General features: G+C 32.6%; 19 protein-coding genes, 1 pseudogene and 1 riboswitch. Of the genes and pseudogenes, 16 read left to right on the top strand and 4 right to left on the bottom strand.

Features of this window, described 5'->3' with window-relative positions:
* Positions 1–25 precede the first annotated feature (25 nt).
* Positions 26–892, bottom strand: a complete 867-nt coding sequence (locus tag B7R67_RS02410) for a hypothetical protein (RefSeq protein ID WP_088067203.1) — start codon at positions 890–892, stop codon at positions 26–28.
* A gap of 366 nt (positions 893–1,258) precedes the next feature.
* On the opposite strand from B7R67_RS02410, the gene B7R67_RS02405 reads away from it, so the two are divergent.
* Positions 1,259–1,576, top strand: coding sequence for a cupredoxin domain-containing protein (locus B7R67_RS02405; protein ID WP_088067613.1), 318 nt, complete (start codon positions 1,259–1,261; stop codon positions 1,574–1,576).
* A 118-nt stretch (positions 1,577–1,694) separates the two neighbouring features.
* Here B7R67_RS02405 and B7R67_RS02400 read toward each other — a convergent pair whose 3' ends face one another.
* Positions 1,695–2,291 carry a hypothetical protein gene (locus B7R67_RS02400; RefSeq protein ID WP_088067201.1) on the bottom strand — a complete coding sequence of 199 codons (597 nt, stop codon included), beginning with the start codon at positions 2,289–2,291 and terminating at the stop codon, positions 1,695–1,697.
* A gap of 20 nt (positions 2,292–2,311) precedes the next feature.
* A riboswitch (cyclic di-GMP riboswitch) is annotated at positions 2,312–2,396 on the bottom strand.
* Positions 2,397–2,696: 300 nt separating this feature from the next.
* Between B7R67_RS02400 and B7R67_RS02395 the strand changes: the two genes are divergently transcribed.
* A complete protein-coding gene (locus B7R67_RS02395; protein WP_088067197.1) occupies positions 2,697–3,566 on the top strand; it encodes a GNAT family N-acetyltransferase in 870 nt (289 codons plus the stop codon).
* Positions 3,567–3,829: 263 nt separating this feature from the next.
* Positions 3,830–4,206 (top strand): annotated as a pseudogene (locus B7R67_RS22430) (glutathione-dependent formaldehyde dehydrogenase); the annotation flags it as partial.
* Positions 4,207–4,488: 282 nt separating this feature from the next.
* On the opposite strand, the gene B7R67_RS02385 reads toward B7R67_RS22430, so the two are convergent.
* Positions 4,489–5,739: an MFS transporter gene (locus B7R67_RS02385; RefSeq protein WP_235822067.1), complete on the bottom strand. Its 1,251-nt coding sequence runs from the start codon at positions 5,737–5,739 to the stop codon at positions 4,489–4,491.
* 551 nt (positions 5,740–6,290) lie between these two features.
* On the opposite strand from B7R67_RS02385, the gene B7R67_RS02380 reads away from it, so the two are divergent.
* The 13 genes from B7R67_RS02380 to B7R67_RS02320 all read left to right on the top strand — a co-directional run bounded on the left by B7R67_RS02380 (position 6,291) and on the right by B7R67_RS02320 (position 17,000).
* Positions 6,291–6,665, top strand: coding sequence for a hypothetical protein (locus B7R67_RS02380; protein ID WP_088067196.1), 375 nt, complete (start codon positions 6,291–6,293; stop codon positions 6,663–6,665).
* Between the two features lie 364 nt (positions 6,666–7,029).
* The gene (locus B7R67_RS02375) at positions 7,030–7,917 is read left to right on the top strand and encodes a LysR family transcriptional regulator (RefSeq protein ID WP_328587359.1); all 888 of its coding nucleotides are present in this window, start codon (positions 7,030–7,032) and stop codon (positions 7,915–7,917) included.
* 184 nt (positions 7,918–8,101) lie between these two features.
* Entirely contained in the window at positions 8,102–8,647 is a 546-nt protein-coding gene (ssuE, locus tag B7R67_RS02370; RefSeq protein WP_088067194.1) for an NADPH-dependent FMN reductase, read from the top strand.
* 44 nt (positions 8,648–8,691) lie between these two features.
* Positions 8,692–9,519: a transporter substrate-binding domain-containing protein gene (locus B7R67_RS02365; RefSeq protein WP_088067192.1), complete on the top strand. Its 828-nt coding sequence runs from the start codon at positions 8,692–8,694 to the stop codon at positions 9,517–9,519.
* 25 nt (positions 9,520–9,544) lie between these two features.
* Complete coding sequence (locus B7R67_RS02360) at positions 9,545–10,327, top strand: amino acid ABC transporter permease (protein ID WP_088067190.1); 783 nt, start codon at positions 9,545–9,547, stop codon at positions 10,325–10,327.
* The gene (locus tag B7R67_RS02355) at positions 10,324–11,034 is read left to right on the top strand and encodes an amino acid ABC transporter permease (protein ID WP_088067187.1); all 711 of its coding nucleotides are present in this window, start codon (positions 10,324–10,326) and stop codon (positions 11,032–11,034) included. The genes B7R67_RS02360 and B7R67_RS02355 overlap by 4 nt, the downstream gene beginning before the upstream one ends.
* Complete coding sequence (locus B7R67_RS02350; RefSeq protein WP_088067186.1) at positions 11,031–11,783, top strand: amino acid ABC transporter ATP-binding protein; 753 nt, start codon at positions 11,031–11,033, stop codon at positions 11,781–11,783. The genes B7R67_RS02355 and B7R67_RS02350 overlap by 4 nt, the downstream gene beginning before the upstream one ends.
* Before the next feature lie 22 nt (positions 11,784–11,805).
* Positions 11,806–12,816 carry an LLM class flavin-dependent oxidoreductase gene (locus tag B7R67_RS02345; RefSeq protein WP_088067185.1) on the top strand — a complete coding sequence of 337 codons (1,011 nt, stop codon included), beginning with the start codon at positions 11,806–11,808 and terminating at the stop codon, positions 12,814–12,816.
* A gap of 25 nt (positions 12,817–12,841) precedes the next feature.
* Positions 12,842–14,008, top strand: a complete 1,167-nt coding sequence (locus B7R67_RS02340; RefSeq protein WP_208615620.1) for an amidohydrolase — start codon at positions 12,842–12,844, stop codon at positions 14,006–14,008.
* 10 nt (positions 14,009–14,018) lie between these two features.
* Complete coding sequence (locus B7R67_RS02335; RefSeq protein ID WP_088067183.1) at positions 14,019–14,495, top strand: DinB family protein; 477 nt, start codon at positions 14,019–14,021, stop codon at positions 14,493–14,495.
* 10 nt (positions 14,496–14,505) lie between these two features.
* Entirely contained in the window at positions 14,506–15,039 is a 534-nt protein-coding gene (locus B7R67_RS02330; RefSeq protein WP_088067182.1) for a GNAT family N-acetyltransferase, read from the top strand.
* Positions 15,040–15,053: 14 nt separating this feature from the next.
* On the top strand, positions 15,054–16,388 hold the full coding sequence (locus B7R67_RS02325; protein ID WP_088067181.1) for an LLM class flavin-dependent oxidoreductase: 1,335 nt from the start codon (positions 15,054–15,056) through the stop codon (positions 16,386–16,388).
* A 174-nt stretch (positions 16,389–16,562) separates the two neighbouring features.
* Positions 16,563–17,000, top strand: a complete 438-nt coding sequence (locus B7R67_RS02320; RefSeq protein ID WP_088067180.1) for a hypothetical protein — start codon at positions 16,563–16,565, stop codon at positions 16,998–17,000.
* A gap of 108 nt (positions 17,001–17,108) precedes the next feature.
* On the opposite strand, the gene B7R67_RS22000 is transcribed toward B7R67_RS02320, so the two are convergent.
* A partial coding sequence (locus B7R67_RS22000; protein ID WP_158095005.1) for a hypothetical protein occupies positions 17,109–17,409 on the bottom strand: 301 nt, incomplete at its 5' end.

Below are 17,409 nucleotides of genomic sequence, written 5' to 3'. Positions count from 1 at the left end.
TATCAATTTGCTTGTTCTAATTATCTTACCGTTTATGCATCATCACATCTTCAGTTAGTGGGGTAAATCCTAATTTTTCTTGCAAGATTCCTTTAGGAATTTGAGATTTTGTTATTGTAACACTTTGAACTTTTCGGTTAACATTCTCATTATGGATGATTGACATAATATCGTAAAAATATGGAATGGCCGCATCAGAATAGGCTACTGCAAGTATTTCGGAATAGCCTGTATCCGGTCTTATAGTAATACCAAAATATGCAATGGGTTGATTTTCTAACTTACATTCAACAGCATAATCGAAATCAATTGAGCTATAATACTCGTTCATCATTTTGATTTGTTCATTTGTAAGAATTTGTTGCTTCATTTTTAATTCTTTCCAAACGTTAAATTGAAATTGATCCTTTATTTCAAATGTGAAACCAGGAATACTTTGAATGTTTTTTATGAGGAGTGGATAGTGTGCTCCAACTATTTGGGAACGACTTGTAATGGCAAAACCTTTTGATAAAAAATAGTTTATTTGATTTTCCCATTGTGCTCTAAAACGTTGTGCAAGTAGTTTTCCACCATATTCTTCACTAATGGCAAATTGAAAAACTTTTTCAAACAATTCATCTTGAACTTTACCTTCGTATTCAGGTAATACCCACGGATAACCTAATGAAACAAACTCACCTTTACCAGAAAAACTCATATATCCTACAAGCTGGTCTCCGTCAAAAGCAAAACATCTAGATTTCGGATTAAACTCTGATTGCTGTTCAAATAACTTAGGAGATAAAGTTGGCTTCCAAGCGTATGGTAAAGATTTTGTCATCTTATTCCAAAAATCATACTGTAAATCAAGATCAGAAGGACTCTCATAAAAACGATAATTGACTGTCATTTTAGTATCCTTTCCTAATTCATACTAACTTTATAGTATCAAATTTTTTGAATTGTATCATAAAGATTTCCTAATTGATTTCAAAGAAATCAATACCCATTAAATAAAGTATGATTTAGTAGGCGTTCTGTTTCCAACAAAAAAGTATTCGGTATATCTCCCAACTTTCATGATGTTAAAAATAAAACTAATGTGTTGGCTTTACTACTATAAGGGGATAAATAAAAGTAATACGATTTGAAAGCAACTTGGAAACCATTTTATAGTAATAATATTTCGGGAATTAGAAAAAATAGTGTTAAAGACTAGGGAGGGGAGGGATGCTCTGTGAAAAAGTGGTTAACAGGATTGTTTTTTTTACTTGCAATGTTTGTTGTTACGACAAATCTAGCATCAGGAATCGTATTTGCCGAAACCCAATCACCAATTGAAATCAAGTTAAATGACGATTACTTTAATCCGGATGTCATAACAATTCTCAAAGGAAAAACGACGACATTGGTATTGAAAAATGTGGGTAGCAAAGAACATACTTTTACAGTGAAAAAGCTGGGAATTGACGAAGAAGTTCAGCCCGGAAAAGAAAAAAGTATAAACGTGTCACCTAAAATGTCCGGTACATATGAACTAATTTGTCGATACCATTTAAACAATGGAATGGTTGGAAAATTAGTAGTCAAATAACAAGCAGGGCCAATAGGTCTTGCTTTTTTATTGGCAGTAGTAGGCGTTTGTTTGCATAATAACTAAGTAACAAAAAAAGCCAACATTACATGAATGCTGACTTTTATGATTAACTTGTTCAAGTAGTTGGTTGTATTGGTTCAATCTTCGGTTCAGTTGGCTGTGTTGTTGTCTCACTTGGCTGTGTTTCTTCTTCTGTTGTTTTTGGAGCTGAAGCTTTTTCTGTTAACGTTTTAACTCGTGTAATTTCATCAGCTGCCAATTTCTGAAGTTCTTTTGACTTAAGCTCTAGTGCTTCTAATTCCGCAGAAATGGATTTGTATTTTTTCTTATCTTTAGCAAGCTGTTTGTCTACTGCACGTAACTTATTAATTTCCGCATTAAGTTTTCCTTTATAGCTATTGTAAGTGGATGATGCACTCTTCTTGCTCAATGTTTTATCTGTTGTACCATCCTCATTTACTCCGAAAAACGCGTTTATGGACTTAGTAATATTATTTATAGAAGCTTCTGAAGTTTTTAAACGCTTTTCCAGGTTTTTTCCTACATTTGATTTAATAACAATTTTTTTCTGTGTTTGCTCGTGGTCTTTAGCAGGTTTCTCATGGGATTTACCTCCTTCTGGCCCTTTCGCACTTGCGATAGACACTGAACCAAAAATCAGTGTTAAAGCAAATAAACTACTCATTACATTTGAAACCCATTTAATTTTCATTACCTTTTCCTCCTCTTGGTAACGGCAGCTGGCTGGCATAGATTTTCATCCTTAGCCCCGATGGCTTTGTGACATCAAGTTTCCCTGATTGTACCCTTTTTATTGTATTTCATATAATTTATCGGACTTAAATACAAAAATTTAAGTGGAATTTTAATCTAACACATAACTTGTTCAACTAATACTTGTTTAGTGAAATAAGAATACGGCTCTTAGGTAGCTCATTTTATTATTGAATCAAATGCAGGTTAGTTGAACAAGTAATTAACTCTAATTGATAATTTTTTTAAAATAGTAGAAGGGTTTAGTTCTTTTAATTAGAATATTACAATTTCTGGGGTATAAAAAAGAAGGATTCTACGAACACGTATCAGGATAATATGTAGTTTTGATAAGGGGTAATATATGTTCAAAAACACAATAAATAATTTAAAATTAGACATTCTAGGAGAGTGTGATATTGATTCATTAATAACTTTATCTGAGTCTGTGGGATGGGATTATGATCGAGATGAGATAGCGACAGTGATGAAATCTGGAAAAATTGTAGGACATAGAAATAAATACGGACAATTAGTATCTAGTGCAGCAATTATTCATTATGACACCAAATTAGCATCTATTGGAATGGTCATCGTACATAAAGATTATAGAGGACAAGGCCTAGGTAAACAAACAACACAGGCGTGTTTGAATCTTGTACCAGAACAAACTGCTATCTTATTAATCGCAACCACTGATGGAAAGCCATTATATGAAAAAATGGGATTTATTGAAGTAGGGAGTGTAACTAAATTTATTTGTACTCACTATTATGTGTCAGATGAACCAATAGATGAAAGGTATCAAATAGTTCAATTAGAAAATAGTGATTTTGAGGATGTTGTAAAATTAGATAGTGAAGCTTTTGGTGACTCACGAAGAGGGTTCTTATTAAATCGAATGAAACAGTCCAAAAAATCTTTGGTCATAAAAGATGGGGTAGGTAAGATTGTAGGATATGCTTTTTCAGTAATTGGTCCAGTAAATATGATATTAGGACCTATTGTAGCACCAAATTATAAAGCGGCTACCTATTTAATTAATCAATTGGCACTTAACCATATAGGAAGCTTACGAATCGATATACCATTAATGGATGAGAAATTTATGAAATGGTTAGAAAATAGAGGGTTTGAGAAAGTTAGCCAACCTCCAATCATGATAAAAAATTCGAACTCAATGCCTACTCGAAATAATCATTTATTTGGTATTGCTGCACAAGTATTTGGATAAAGTTTTAAGTAATTTAAGGAATTAGTTAATTACAACTAATGAACAAGAAATGTAAAAAGTAAAACACTATTCATACTGATAAATAAGCTTGGTTCACAGAGCTTACATATTATGAGATTCCTGTAGAGTATTTAAAGAGTCCGTTACAGGGCTCTTTTTTTTGAAATTGTTGAATTTATGAGTAACTATACATAAATAGGTACATATTTAAAAAGCAAAAGGTAACATTATGAAAGTGACTTTAGGATGAGCAAGATGAGAGCTGTGTAGGAATGGATGGGAAAAAATCACCTTTAGAATTTATTGAGCAAAAATAAAACTTCAAGGTGGAACATTAGGTCCAATTCAAATTGCGACAAAAGCAGTTCAAAAATGTGGTACCGTTCAAATTACAGGAGTTTATGGTGGGAATTATAACGCATTTCCATTAGGAGCTTTTTTTAATCGAAATATTAATTTACGAATGGGGCAAGCACCAGCTAGACAATACATGCCATACTTAGATGAACAAATTACTAAAGGGAACATTGATCCAACTAAAATAATTACCCATAAATTATCATTAGACGAAGCAGACCATGCTTACCATATCTTTAATAATAAGGAAGATAATTGTATTAAAGTGGTCCTTAAGCCATAAAAAAGGCAGGAAAAACAGGAAGGGCAGGAAAAACAGGGAAAACAGGAAAATCAGGCTTTTAATATCTTTTCCTTTCACTTTCCCCTTGATCCTGCCTTTCCTTAATCCTGCTCTTAAGCATGCATCCTGTATTGGAAATGAACATCACCCAACTTCCTTTATGAAAATTTGGTGATTACAAGATTATTTTATGTTGTAAAAAAGAATCATCGATCATTTTTAGAATAAACCACTTAAGGAGTACCCCGTATTGATTAATTTCAACGTTTCTGTTTTTCTTTCTTAAAGCGAAAGTTTATCGTGTTTATAATCTAGTTCATTTGAATGTGACATTCTATATGCCATAACGCCAAATAGAACGCCAGCCAATCCTCTAAAAATCGTTGATATAATCATAGCGATATTCATACTGTATGTTTCCAGTAGAAATACTCCGACTTGTGGTGCAATAAAAGCAATAATCGATAGTAAGAAATTATAATTCGCAATATAAGAAGTTCGATGTTCTTCTTCAGTAGCTTCTAATAAACTATTAAATAAAATTAAAACAGTACCAGATACAAAAAAACCAGAAGTAAAGTTTACAATAAATAAATAGACATAATTCGTAGATAATATATTTAGAATGGGTGCAGAAGCCATGCCGATTGAAATCCAAATTAATAATTGAGTATTACTATATCGGTTTGCCATTTTCGCCCACCAAGGAAAACTAACAATTTGTGATAACTGATTACTTACTGTAAATAAACTTATCCAAAAAGCAGTTGCGTGAGCATATCTAATTTGATAAATCGAAAATAAAGACCAAGCCATTTGCCATGCGAAGTTAAAAAAAAGTGCACAAATTAAAAATGTAATATAAGGCTTATATTTGAAAAGATGTTTCGAAAAAGGGGAGTAATGATTTGATGGTTTAATCTCTTGCTTCTCCTCTTTATGTTTCAGAATGTAAAAAAACTCGATCATTCCAAATAGAAACGCAAATAAAAATAGTAATTGATATGGTAGAGCATTCGAAGAATTAATTGATTTCATACATATACCAGCGACAAGTGTCACAATCATTCCAGTAAATGTTAATATTCTATTTCGTTGACCAAAAAATGTATTTCTTCTTTCTGCAGGAATTAAATCACCAATAAATGCTTGCCAACTCAAATTCAAAAATGTGCCAGGAAAGTTCATCAACGCAATTAAGATAACGAAAAACCAAGCCATATGTTCCGATTTAATAAATGGAAGAAAAACCATAATTAGAAGAAAAAATCGTGTAAAGAAAATGGAGTAAGCTGTAAATTTTCTTTTTTCTTCTAACTTGTTAACCATAAACGCTGCTGGAAGCATTGCAGCCATTCCGACAATTGAAGGTAAGGAAGAAATTAAACTAACTTGATAATTGGTAGCACCTAATATTGCGATTGCAAACAAAATAAAATAGTTATTAGATAAACTGATTGCAATTGTAGATGCGGCTCCGTTTTTAATACTTTGGGATTCATTATGTAGTACGTCTTGTTTACTGTAAATCAACTGACTTTCCTTCTTCCTATTTAGTGATTCTTAACTTGATGAAAAATACAGATAAAATATTCGATTTTAAATTTTTAAATAATTCATAAGAACAATAGCATATTTATTGGTAAAATTCTATGATTTGGATTTGAAGTTTTAATGTAAAATAATCCCTTTATTTTAATAAGGGAATTTCCAAAAATTAGTTATAAATAGTAGTGTATTAAAATTGCAATTTCATTAAATTTTTACTAAACTATAAGAATCTGTCTGAAATACAAGGAAATAGAATTTAAACATATTAAAAATTGGAAAGTACATTTTTTAATCGTTTAGCCATACTAATAGTAGAATTGACGCTAAAATAATTTAAATTATTTCATCGTCAATTTTTTATTTCATTTTAAGAAAGTATAAATTGCAGCGATGATGAGTACTCGACGTATTGGCCAATTCTAGGAATAAAGTATAAGTGCAACTACGTCTCTGACTTCGCCTAAAAGGCTGACCAATAGACAAGCTTTCTTTATTTTACATAGTTGAGAATATACAGCAAGGAGAAGAGACATATGTTTTCACCAGTTTACAAAGTAAATGATCAAGGAGAAATTTATTTAAGTACAAATAGTTTTTCGGTATCATACGACCAATTTAAAGAGGATGAGTTAGGGAACGCATACGTTATCGTAAAAAGTGATCAGGAACCTATTATGAAAGTAAAGTTACTTCTACATAATATAGGTAATGCACGAACTCATGAATTAGAAGTAAAAAACAAATCTGGATTAGGTCTGGTGGAAATTAGATTACTTCAAGTGAAAATTAAAAAGTTTAAAAATGGTTGGGGAGCAAAAATTGCTCTATCTAATGGAGAAGTTACTGTTAAAGGCGATATACCAAAACATGTTAAGTTACAAGTAGTTCGAAAAGTTAAATTAGCATAAGAATTATTTGCTAATATGATACTAAAAGTTTCGTTGCAAGAATCCAGTGGGAATAACGTGAAAGGTTAGAGCAGGAAAGACAGGACGGGAAATAACTTAGAGGAAATCAATAAAATTCACTAAAGTTTTTCTTTCTCCTATCTCCTGCCATTCCTTGTCCCTGCTCTTTAAAAAGCGAGCATCCTGTAACGGAAATCAACATTCTTATTTGACTAAACTTAAAAAATATCCTGAGATCGATCAAAAAATGATTAGACTCAGGATATTTTTTTACATAAAAAGGATTTAGAAAAACATCGACGAATATGTAAAGAATAAAATATAAGAATAATATTTTGTTTACTGAAATTATGAGATTAAGGAAGTGAAAGAAATTAATATAGAAAATATAGAGGCATTTATTCATGTTATTCATTACGGTAGCTTTAATCGAGCTGCGGAATCACTTTTTTTGTCTCAGCCAACGGTAACAGCAAGAATTCAGACATTAGAAAGAGAATTAAATTGTAAACTTTTTCATCGGATTGGAAAACAAGTAAATATTACAGAGGAAGGTAAGCGTTTTTTACCGTATGCGCAACAGTTAGTACAAATTTATGAGAAAGGGAAAATGCACGTTAACCCTAAAAAATCCCATAATAATGAGTTGAAAATTGGCTGCACAGTATCGGTATCAAATTATGTTTTATCAGAAATTTTACCTAAACTTTCCGTAAGTAATAAAGAAATACATTATAAAGTGATTACAGGAAAGAGCGATGAATTGATAAATAAAGTACTAAATAATGAAATTGATATAGGATTTGTTCGAAATATTAGTCACCCAAGTTTACAATCAATTAAATTATTTGAAGATCCAATAACACTTTATGTTTATCCAGATCACTACTTTATATCAAAGGAAGTCATTACAATCCAAGATATTGCAAAGGAAAATCTCATTTTTTTTGAATGTGGTTCTTTAGATTGGCTTAGAATACATAGGTTATTTGAAAACTTAGAAGCTCCACCAAATATAAGAATTCATACAGATAGCTCAGAGATGGCCAAAAAACTTATTTTAGAACAATTTGGAATTGGCTTTTTGCCTAGCATAAGTGTGAAAAAAGAAGTGAACGAAGGTTTACTACATCCAATAAAAATTGAAGAAACAAATGGAATTTATCTACAAACGAATATTTTTTCGAATCGCGGGGAGTATTCTGATTTGGTGAATGAAATAGTTAGTTTAAGTAAAGAGTTGGTAAATTAACCAGCTCTTTTTATTTTATTAAAAAAACAATTTTCCTAGCTAATTCAAATATTTAATAAAACGATAGAAAAGTTCTATTGGAAAACTCATTGACGAAATTTTCTGTCAGTGATAAAGTTTAGTACAATTAATTCCTAGTTAACCTATAAGGTATTATGGTTTTAAATCAAAAGGAGGGAGAGCTTTGAAGGATATTGTTATTATTTCTGCTAGTTCATCACCAAATTCAAGACTAAATGGCATCATTCGATTTATAAGAGAAAAGTGGACGAAAGAAGGTATTAATGTATGTCAAGTAAATATTACAGATTTACCTTCGGATGCTTTAATGAAAAGCGACTTTAACAATGAAGAAATTAAAGAGGCTTTAAATAAAATTGAAAATTCGATTGGGGTTGTAATTGCTGGACCTGTCTATAAGGCATCTTACTCTGGGGTGTTAAAAACATTTTTAGATCTGATACCTGAAAAGGGTTTAAAAAATAAAGTAATATTCCCTATCTTTATAGGCGGAACAATCGCACACTTTCTAAGTTTGGAATATGCATTAAAGCCAGTTCTCACAGTTCTTGGTGGAAATCATTTTATAACTGGAGTATATGCGATTGATGATTGGGTTAAAAGAGAATATTCGAATGAGTTTACGTTATCAATCGAACTTGAAGAAAGGTTAAATAAATCAGCAGAAGAACTATCGGAAGAGTTAATTTGGTTAGCAGTAAGACCGTAAGTCAAATAACGATTTAAATAAATTGGGAAATGGGGATATCAAAAATGAAAAAATTTGTAATTACTTTGGCATCATTAGCAGTATTGGCTCTACTTTTAACTGTTGTTCTAAAGCATTATAAAAAAGATGAAGGCGCTGAAGCAGCAAGTACGAAAGCAAAAGTGGAGAGCATTGTTGTTGGTACAGGTACACAATTTCCAAAAGTTTGCTTTATCGATAAAGATGGAAAATTAACTGGGTTTGATGTTGAACTAGTAAAAGAAATTGATAAAAGATTACCTGAATACAAGTTCAATTTAAAGACATACGAGTTCTCGAACTTATTACTAAGCTTAGAAACTAAAAAAATAGATTTTGTTGCTCACGAAATAGAAAAAAATCCAGAGAGGGAAAAGAAGTATTTATTTAATAAAGAAAGCTACGCACATTGGAAAAATAAAATCGTTGTTGCGAAAGGAAATAATTCAATTCAATCAATCGATGATTTAAAGGGGAAAAAGGTATTAACATCAGCTACAAGTGCAGAGGCTCAAATTCTTGAAAACTATAACAAGGAGCATAATAATGCGATTAAAATTGTCTATCAAAATGGCGGTGCGAATGATACTGTGCAACAAATTACTTCAGGCCGTGTAGATGCGACAGTTTCTGCTGATTTTGTCTTATCTTTAATCGATCCAAAAGGTGAATTGAAAACTGTTGGCCCAGCTTTAACAGAGGCAGATGTTTTATTTGCATTTAGAAAAAATGATACGAAAGATCAAAAATTAGCAGATGCAATAGACAAAGTAATTTTACAATTAAAAGCTGATGGAACACTTGCTAACTTAAGCAAACAATGGCTAGGTTCGGATTTCACATCAGATAACTAAAGCTAAAACCAGAGGGTGAGAAGGAATGGGTGCTGAGTTTAAAGCTGGATTAGTCTTTGAATACTTTATTAAATTACTTCCTTTCATAAAAATTTCTTTAATTATAGTAGGAAGTTCAATCTTAGTAGGTTTGGGCGTTGGACTACTCATCGCCCTACCAAGGATGTACAAAGTTCCGGTTTTTCAAAGAATTTCACAAGTATATGTTTCGTTCTTTAGAGGAACGCCAATATTAATTCAATTGTTTTTAATTTATTATGGTGTGCCAGAAATATTGAAGCAAGTAAATGTAGATGTTAGTAAAATTGATGCTTTGTATTTTGTCATTTTAACGTATGGATTACACAGTGCCGCTTTTATTTCAGAAGGAATTCGAGCATCAGTAAGTGCCGTGGACCGGGGCCAAATTGAAGCGGCATATTCAGTTGGAATGGATGGCTATCAAGCTTTTAAGCGAATTATAGCACCACAAGCATTTGCGATATGGATCCCGATATTAGGAAATCTATTAATTGGAACGCTAAAAGATACTTCATTAGCATTTACTTTAGGTGTAATGGAGTTAACTGGGCAATCTCAAACATTAGGTTTACTAAATCGACATTTTATTGAGTCCTATCTTGCACTTGCAATTGTTTATTTTATTCTGAGTGTATTTCTTGAAAAAGGATTTAGCTTACTTGAATTAAGATTTGGTAAATACGAGGGATCAACTGTTGAAAAGCCAGAAAAATCTTTTAAAATTCGAAATCTATTTGGAAAAATGAACCGCGATGTCGTTGTAGTGAAAGAGGGTACGAGATTATGAAACTAGATATCTCATTTATTTGGCAGGCATTCCTTCAAATTCTGCCAGCTATTCCAACAACACTTTTCATTACGGTTTTATCAGTCCTTATTGGATCTATTATTGGTACGTTTACTGCAATTGTTCGTATTTATAATGTCCCATTACTGAGTCAGGTGGCATCTGGTTATGTAACGATTATTCGAGGAACACCGATGATCACCCATTTGTTAATTATTTATTATGCAGTATCGATGTTGTTAGATTCCTTTTCTAAACAGTATCATCTTGATTTTAACTCATCATCAATTCCGATGATGGCCTTTGCAATAATTTCCTTTTCGATTACAGCGGGAGCGTATTTATCCGAGGTGGTTAGGGCGGGAATTTTAAGTATTGATCGAGGCCAGTTAGAAGCAGCGTATTCTGTTGGAATGACAACATCTCAAACACTTAGACGAATTGTATTTCCGCAAGCATTTGCTGTTAGTTTACCAAATTTATCAAATACTTTCATTGGAATGTTACATGGATCAACCTTAGCTTTCATCGTGTCGGTTGTAGATATAAACGCAAAGGCTCAAATTGTAGCATCTACGAACTGGAAGTTTTTTGAGGCGTATATTGCAGCGGCATTAATCTTTTGGGGGATTACATTTGTTATCGAAAGAATGACTGGTTTACTAGAAAAGAGATTTAGTGTATTTAGTCGAGGTGGAGTGAAATGATTACATTATCGAATGTTACAAAATCATTTGGAAAAAATCTAGTGTTAAAAGGAATCAATCTAAAAGTGAATAAAGGTGAGGTTGTTGCCATTCTAGGACCAAGTGGATCAGGGAAAACTACCTTACTACGTTGTATAAATTATTTAGAAAAACCAAGTCATGGGAGAATTTCAATAGATGATTTTAACGTAGATTTTAGTCAAGCTTCAAAGTCGGAAATACTTTCGTTACGAAAAAAAACAGCAATGGTATTTCAGCAATTTAATTTATTTAAAAATAAAACAGTAGTTGAAAACGTCATGGAAGGTTTAATAGTAGCCAAACAATGGTCTAAGGAAGCGGCATACAAGAAAAGTGTTGAATTGCTAGAGAAAGTAGGATTAGGAAATAAGTTAGACTCTTACCCTGTTCAATTATCAGGCGGGCAGCAACAAAGAGTAGGAATTGCTCGGGCACTAGCATTAAATCCTGATGTTATCTTATTTGATGAACCTACATCTGCATTAGATCCTGAATTAGTTGGTGAAGTATTAGCGATTATTCGAAAAATAGCAAAAGAAGGCATTACGATGATTATCGTTACACACGAGATGGCATTTGCTAGGGATGTAGCCAATCATGTTGTTTTTATGGATGGTGGCATAGTGGTAGAGGAAGGCAATCCGAAAGACATATTTCAATCACCAAAAGAAGAGAGAACGATTCAGTTTTTAAAACGCTTTTCACAAGAAGATATGTACTATATTTAAATGAAAAATGGAGGAAAGGTATATGGGGCTTAAATATGGATTTTTAGATCAAAGTATTATTTTTCCAGGTCAAACTGCTAATGAAGTTCTACTAAATACTATAAATCTAGCGATAGAAGCAGAAAGATTAGGCTTTAATCGATTTTGGGTTTCAGAGCACCATAATTCGCAAGGAATTGCTGGTTCTTCACCAGAAGTACTTGTATCTCATATACTTGCCAAAACTGAACGAATTTCTGTTGGATCAGGTGGGGTAATGCTCCAGCATTATAGCCCGTATAAAGTAGCTGAGAATTTTAATGTATTGGCAAATTTATCACCTAGTAGGGTAGAGCTTGGCATTGGTAGAGCGCCAGGGGGCTTTCCGAAATCAAGTCAAGAGTTACAAAAAAATATGAAAGAAGTGCAATCCCTTGAAGAGAAAATTAATGAACTAGAGAACTTTTTGTATCAAGATGCTTCAGAGGTCAGTTCATCTGATTCTTTACAAGCTTCTCCTTTACCACAGATTCGAGTTCCTTTATTCCTATTAGGAACAAGTGTATCTAGTGCAGAGTTTGCAGCTAAAAAAGGTTATCCATATGCATTTGCTTTATTCATAAATAATGATCCAGATGCAGCTAAGGAAGCAATAAAAGTTTATCATGATTCATTTAATTATGAACTTGGTAGAGCACCGAAGTTTATTTTAGCGCTATCTACGATTGTAACAGAAACAGAAGAAGAGGCACAAAAGTTATCAAGCCATTTACAAACTGTCAGAGTAACGTTAGGAAACGGTCAGATCGTTAACGTAGGTACACTTGAGCAAGCTGAGATTTATGCCAAACAAGCAGGTCAATCGTATACAACTGAAATACGTGATGCAGATGTTCTTAAAGGAACGAAAGAAGCATTTCAGAAAAGAGTTTTTAACTATAAAAATGAATTTGGCATTGATGAATTTATTTTTACATCATTAATCCCAGATTTTGAACGAAGAGTACGCTCTCTTCAATTAATTAAGGAAGCATTTACAGAAATAACAGTATAGGGCACTAGTTAATGGGGGGGAGATCATGAATTACGATATACCAACTGATTTAATTGAAAGATTGATCGAAATAAGAAGAGAACTTCATGCAAATCCGGAGTTAGCATTTGAAGAATACGAAACAACAGCTAAACTTGTTCAACTATTAACAGAGTATAACATTCGTATACTGCCTTTACCTTTAAAAACAGGGCTAGTTGCAGAAATTGGCGATGAAAACAAAGGCCCTACAATTGCAATTAGAGCGGACATTGATGCACTACCAATTCAAGAAGAAACTGGATTACCTTATTCATCAAAAAATCCAAATAAAATGCATGCATGCGGTCACGATTTTCATACTGTTGGAATTTTAGGCACAGCTATTTTATTGAAGAAATTTGAAAAAGATCTACAAGGAAAAGTACAAATTATTTTTCAACCAGCAGAAGAAATTGGGAAAGGTGCATTAGAAATAATTAAAACAAATGTCCTAAAGGATACAAAAGTTATGATCGGTATGCACAATAAACCTGATTTACCCATTGGAACTTTAGGAATCAAGTCTGGTCCCTTAATGGCATCTGCTGATGGTTTTACTGTGGAAGTAAAAGGAAAATCGAGTCATGCTGCAGTCCCGGAAGCAGGTTTAGATTCAATTTTAACTGCTTCACACATTATTACTTCTTTGCAATCAATTATTAGTAGAAGTATAAGTCCTCTTGAAAGTGCAGTCGTAAGTGTAACCAAATTTCACAGTGGCAACGCCTGGAATGTGATTGCAGATAAAGCGGTTTTTAGCGGAACAGTTCGTACGTTTAATCATGAGGTTAGGCAGACCATCAAGGATAGATTAGGTGAAATTAGTGATTCAGTTAGTAATGCATTTAACTCAGAGGTTAAGGTCATTTGGAATCCTGGTCCACCACCTGTTATGAATGATGATAAGTTAGCTCTTATTGCACAGGGAATTGCACACCAACAAAATCTAAAAGTAATTGAACCAAAAATGACAGCAGCGAGTGAAGATTTTTCTTATTACTTAAATGATATTCCTGGATTATTCGTATTCTTTGGAACTGAAGGAAACTATGAATGGCATCATCCACAGTTTGATTTAGACGAAAGAGCGATTCCGTTAAGCGTAAAATTCTTTACAGATTTTTCAATTGCTCTTTTAAATGAGCTATCAAAAAATGTAGTTACTATATAGGAGGAACTAGATGAATACTTTATCAATTGATTTAAGTGAATATCTTCAAATATATGAGCTACTGCGTCAAAAAACAATCGATATTCCAAAAGAACAATTACACTGGAAGAAAAATGATAAATCATGGAGTATTGCAGAAGTATTAACGCACTTATTGGATCATTTGTTTGTAGTGAACTTCCGATTAAGAGAAGTTTTAGCAGGATCAAGCGTTAAATTACCGGCTTTTAATCAAGATGAATGGATTAAAGGTCAGTATGCAAATGATGGGAATGTTGCCGACGTGCTAGAAACATACCGTGTTGTTCTAAATTACAATGCTCAATTACTTAAACGATTAACAAGTGATGATTGGAATAAAAGTGGGATAAATCCTCAAAACAAACATGTTACGGTTGAAGAAATTATTCAGTCTTTTATTTCACATGTAAAGCTTCATTTAAAACAAATTCAACGTATTTCATATGAATATAACCTAGTTAGTTGAGGAGGTAAAGATGTCTACACAACGCTTAATTATTAGAGAAGCTAAGCCAAATGAAATAGATAATATAAAAAAAGTATTAGTAGAAGCGTATGAGCAATATGCTGCTATTCTTTCTAAGGAACAGTGGGAAAACTATAAAAATAGCATTATTGATGCAACTGATCATAGCAATACGAAAACAAAGCTAGTTGCGCTTGCTGATAATGTCATGTTAGGTGCATGTTTTATCTATGATTCTGCCGAAAAAGCATATGGATTGTCAAAGTTAGAAATTAATGATCCTATTATTCGGCTACTAGGTGTCTCTCCTAAAGCACGAGGATTAGGAATTGCAACAGAACTAATTCGAGCAAGCTGCAATCTTTCTTTAGAGTGGGGAAATGATCGAATCGTTCTTCATACATCAGATATAATGAAATCTGCTATTAAGTTATATGAAAGAATAGGGTTTAAGCGAGCACAACAATATGAGTTTATGAATGGGGACACTTTAGTTAAAAGCTATGAACTAAATATAAAAGATACTGCAATCTTAACGAAATAATGGAGGGGAAAAAGATGACAAATCGAAAAAAACTAAAGCTTGGTGCACTAGTACATGGCGTAGGAGGGAGTATGTCAGGATGGCGTCATCCAGAAGTACAGACCGATGCAAGTGTTAATTTTTCCTATTATCAAGAGCAAGTAAAAATTGCTGAACATGGAAAATTTGATTTAGTTTTTATTGCAGATGGGTTATATATAACAGAAAAATCGATCCCGCATTTTTTAAATCGTTTTGAGCCCATTACAATATTATCTGCACTAGCAGCAGTAACAAAGAATATTGGGTTAGTCGGTACGCTATCTACTACTTATAGTGAGCCATTTACAGTAGCAAGACAATTTATGTCAATAGATCATATAAGTAATGGTCGAGCTGGATGGAATCTAGTTACTTCACCACTTGAAGGTTCAGCTAAAAACTATAGTAGAGTAGGTCACCCTACACATGATGATCGCTATAAAATTGCAGATGAGCATTTAGAAGTAACTAGAGGATTATGGGATTCTTGGGAAGATGATGCATTTATTCGTGATAAGGAATCAGGTGTGTTTTTTGATCCAGAAAAACTGCACAGATTAAATTTTAAAGGGGACTACTTCCAGGTTGAAGGCCCTCTAAATATTGGACGTTCAAAACAAGGTCAACCAGTTGTATTTCAAGCAGGCTCATCAGAAAGCGGTAAAGAGTTAGCTGCTAAGGCAGCTGATGCAGTATTTACTGGACATGATAATATTGAAGAAGCAAAAGAATTTTATAGAGATGTAAAAGAAAGAGCAGTAGCATACGGAAGATCAAAAGATGATATCGTTATTTTCCCTGGAATTGCTCCAATAGTAGGTCGCACAGATGAAGAAGCTGAACAGAAATATTTAGATCTTGTTAATTTAACAAGTATTGAAAATGCGTTGGATTATTTAGGTCGCTTCTTTGAGCATCATGACTTTTCTCAATATCCGTTAGATGAACCATTTCCGGATATTGGTGATTTAGGAAAAAATAGTTTTCGAAGTAATACAGATAAAATTAAGAAAGAAGCGAAAGAAAAAGGATTAACACTTCGACAGGTGGCTTTACAGGCTGCTACGCCTAGAAGTGCATTTATCGGTACGCCAGAAAAAATCGCAAATTTAATTCAAGAGTGGTATGAACAGGAGGCAGCTGATGGACTGATGATCTATTCCGCAATTCCAAGTGCATTAAAAGATTTTACTGAACAGGTCATTCCATTATTACAGGAAAGAGGAATTTATCGATCAGAGTATGAGTCTTCTACTTTAAGAGGAAACTTAGGTTTGCAAGTACCGCAAAATCGAAATGCTGCTAAACTAGTTAAAACAAATAATTAATTAGCTTATAGATAAATGGGAACTGTACTCATTTGTCTATAAGCTTTTTTTGTGCTCGCTTTAATCATCTCAAACATATTTATCAATTTTGTTTTGTAATAAATATTTTTTAAGTAAAAATTAAGGATTCTATTCCATAATTCAGATAATCATTTCAAAGGAGTGAAATTCAATATGGAAAATTTGGAATCAAATGAAACGAATTTTGTAGAAAAAAATCAAAATACGAATTTAAAAACTCGTTCTACAACAGGCGCATTTTCCCCTAAAGTACTTTCAATTTTATTAATCATAAATTTAGTGATTGGTGTATTTACATTAATCGGAGTTGGCTATTTGAGTTTTAAGTATTCAGATTCAGCTTCAGATTCCCAAATTTTACTATTAATGCATTTTTGTAACACTTTATTTGGTCGATCCATCAATTTGCTTACTCCAAGCAGTACTACACTTAAGATAAATATACCTACAGCAATTAAGATCGTTATTTCTCCAATTGTAAGTGTATCCATTATTTGTATCACCATCCTAGTAACCATTAGAAAAAGATTGTACAAAAGTACATCAGGATTCCTTGTTTTACTCTTATATCGGCTAATTGCACAAGTATAAAAAGTATAAATTTAAATTTATCCAAATGGTAAAGTTATCCATGATTTACAGAAAAAAACCTATCCTCATGGATAGGTCAAAATAGCTATTATTACGATTGCCCACTAATTATTTGAAGTTAATTATTTTTGAATCTATAAAAGGAATAATTGTAAGGATTTCATTAATCCCTTTTTTGGATATTGCATCAAGAGAAAGTTCATTTATAAGCTCTTTATCAATAAACGGACAAATTGCAGTTAACGACTTAATTCCGTGTAATTCATAACTTTTGCGGGCACAATCATTTAATATATTTTTACTAATAAAAGGTGCCATTTCAGTTAAACCTTTCATACCGTTTACTTCAAAATCCCTCATTGCACATTCATTCATAATTTCTTTGCTTATAAACGGAGCCAAATCTGTT

It is taken from the genome of Gottfriedia luciferensis (assembly GCF_002156865.1).
Taxonomy (GTDB): domain Bacteria; phylum Bacillota; class Bacilli; order Bacillales; family Bacillaceae_G; genus Gottfriedia; species Gottfriedia luciferensis.
This window is presented reverse-complemented; position numbering and strand designations above follow the sequence as displayed.

Excerpts from the sequence above, each read along its gene's own strand:
- B7R67_RS02405 (WP_088067613.1), top strand. The coding sequence starts at position 1,259 with ATGTTTGTTGTTACGACAAATCTAGCATCAGGAATCGTATTTGCCGAA.
- B7R67_RS02325 (WP_088067181.1), top strand. The coding sequence starts at position 15,054 with ATGACAAATCGAAAAAAACTAAAGCTTGGTGCACTAGTACATGGCGTA.
- B7R67_RS02345 (WP_088067185.1), top strand. The coding sequence starts at position 11,806 with ATGGGGCTTAAATATGGATTTTTAGATCAAAGTATTATTTTTCCAGGT.
- B7R67_RS02400 (WP_088067201.1), bottom strand. The coding sequence starts at position 2,291 with ATGAAAATTAAATGGGTTTCAAATGTAATGAGTAGTTTATTTGCTTTA.
- B7R67_RS02410 (WP_088067203.1), bottom strand. The coding sequence starts at position 892 with ATGACAGTCAATTATCGTTTTTATGAGAGTCCTTCTGATCTTGATTTA.
- B7R67_RS02350 (WP_088067186.1), top strand. The coding sequence starts at position 11,031 with ATGATTACATTATCGAATGTTACAAAATCATTTGGAAAAAATCTAGTG.
- B7R67_RS02335 (WP_088067183.1), top strand. The coding sequence starts at position 14,019 with ATGAATACTTTATCAATTGATTTAAGTGAATATCTTCAAATATATGAG.
- B7R67_RS02395 (WP_088067197.1), top strand. The coding sequence starts at position 2,697 with ATGTTCAAAAACACAATAAATAATTTAAAATTAGACATTCTAGGAGAG.
- B7R67_RS02340 (WP_208615620.1), top strand. The coding sequence starts at position 12,842 with ATGAATTACGATATACCAACTGATTTAATTGAAAGATTGATCGAAATA.
- B7R67_RS02330 (WP_088067182.1), top strand. The coding sequence starts at position 14,506 with ATGTCTACACAACGCTTAATTATTAGAGAAGCTAAGCCAAATGAAATA.
- B7R67_RS02380 (WP_088067196.1), top strand. The coding sequence starts at position 6,291 with ATGTTTTCACCAGTTTACAAAGTAAATGATCAAGGAGAAATTTATTTA.
- B7R67_RS02320 (WP_088067180.1), top strand. The coding sequence starts at position 16,563 with ATGGAAAATTTGGAATCAAATGAAACGAATTTTGTAGAAAAAAATCAA.
- B7R67_RS02360 (WP_088067190.1), top strand. The coding sequence starts at position 9,545 with ATGGGTGCTGAGTTTAAAGCTGGATTAGTCTTTGAATACTTTATTAAA.
- B7R67_RS02365 (WP_088067192.1), top strand. The coding sequence starts at position 8,692 with ATGAAAAAATTTGTAATTACTTTGGCATCATTAGCAGTATTGGCTCTA.
- B7R67_RS02355 (WP_088067187.1), top strand. The coding sequence starts at position 10,324 with ATGAAACTAGATATCTCATTTATTTGGCAGGCATTCCTTCAAATTCTG.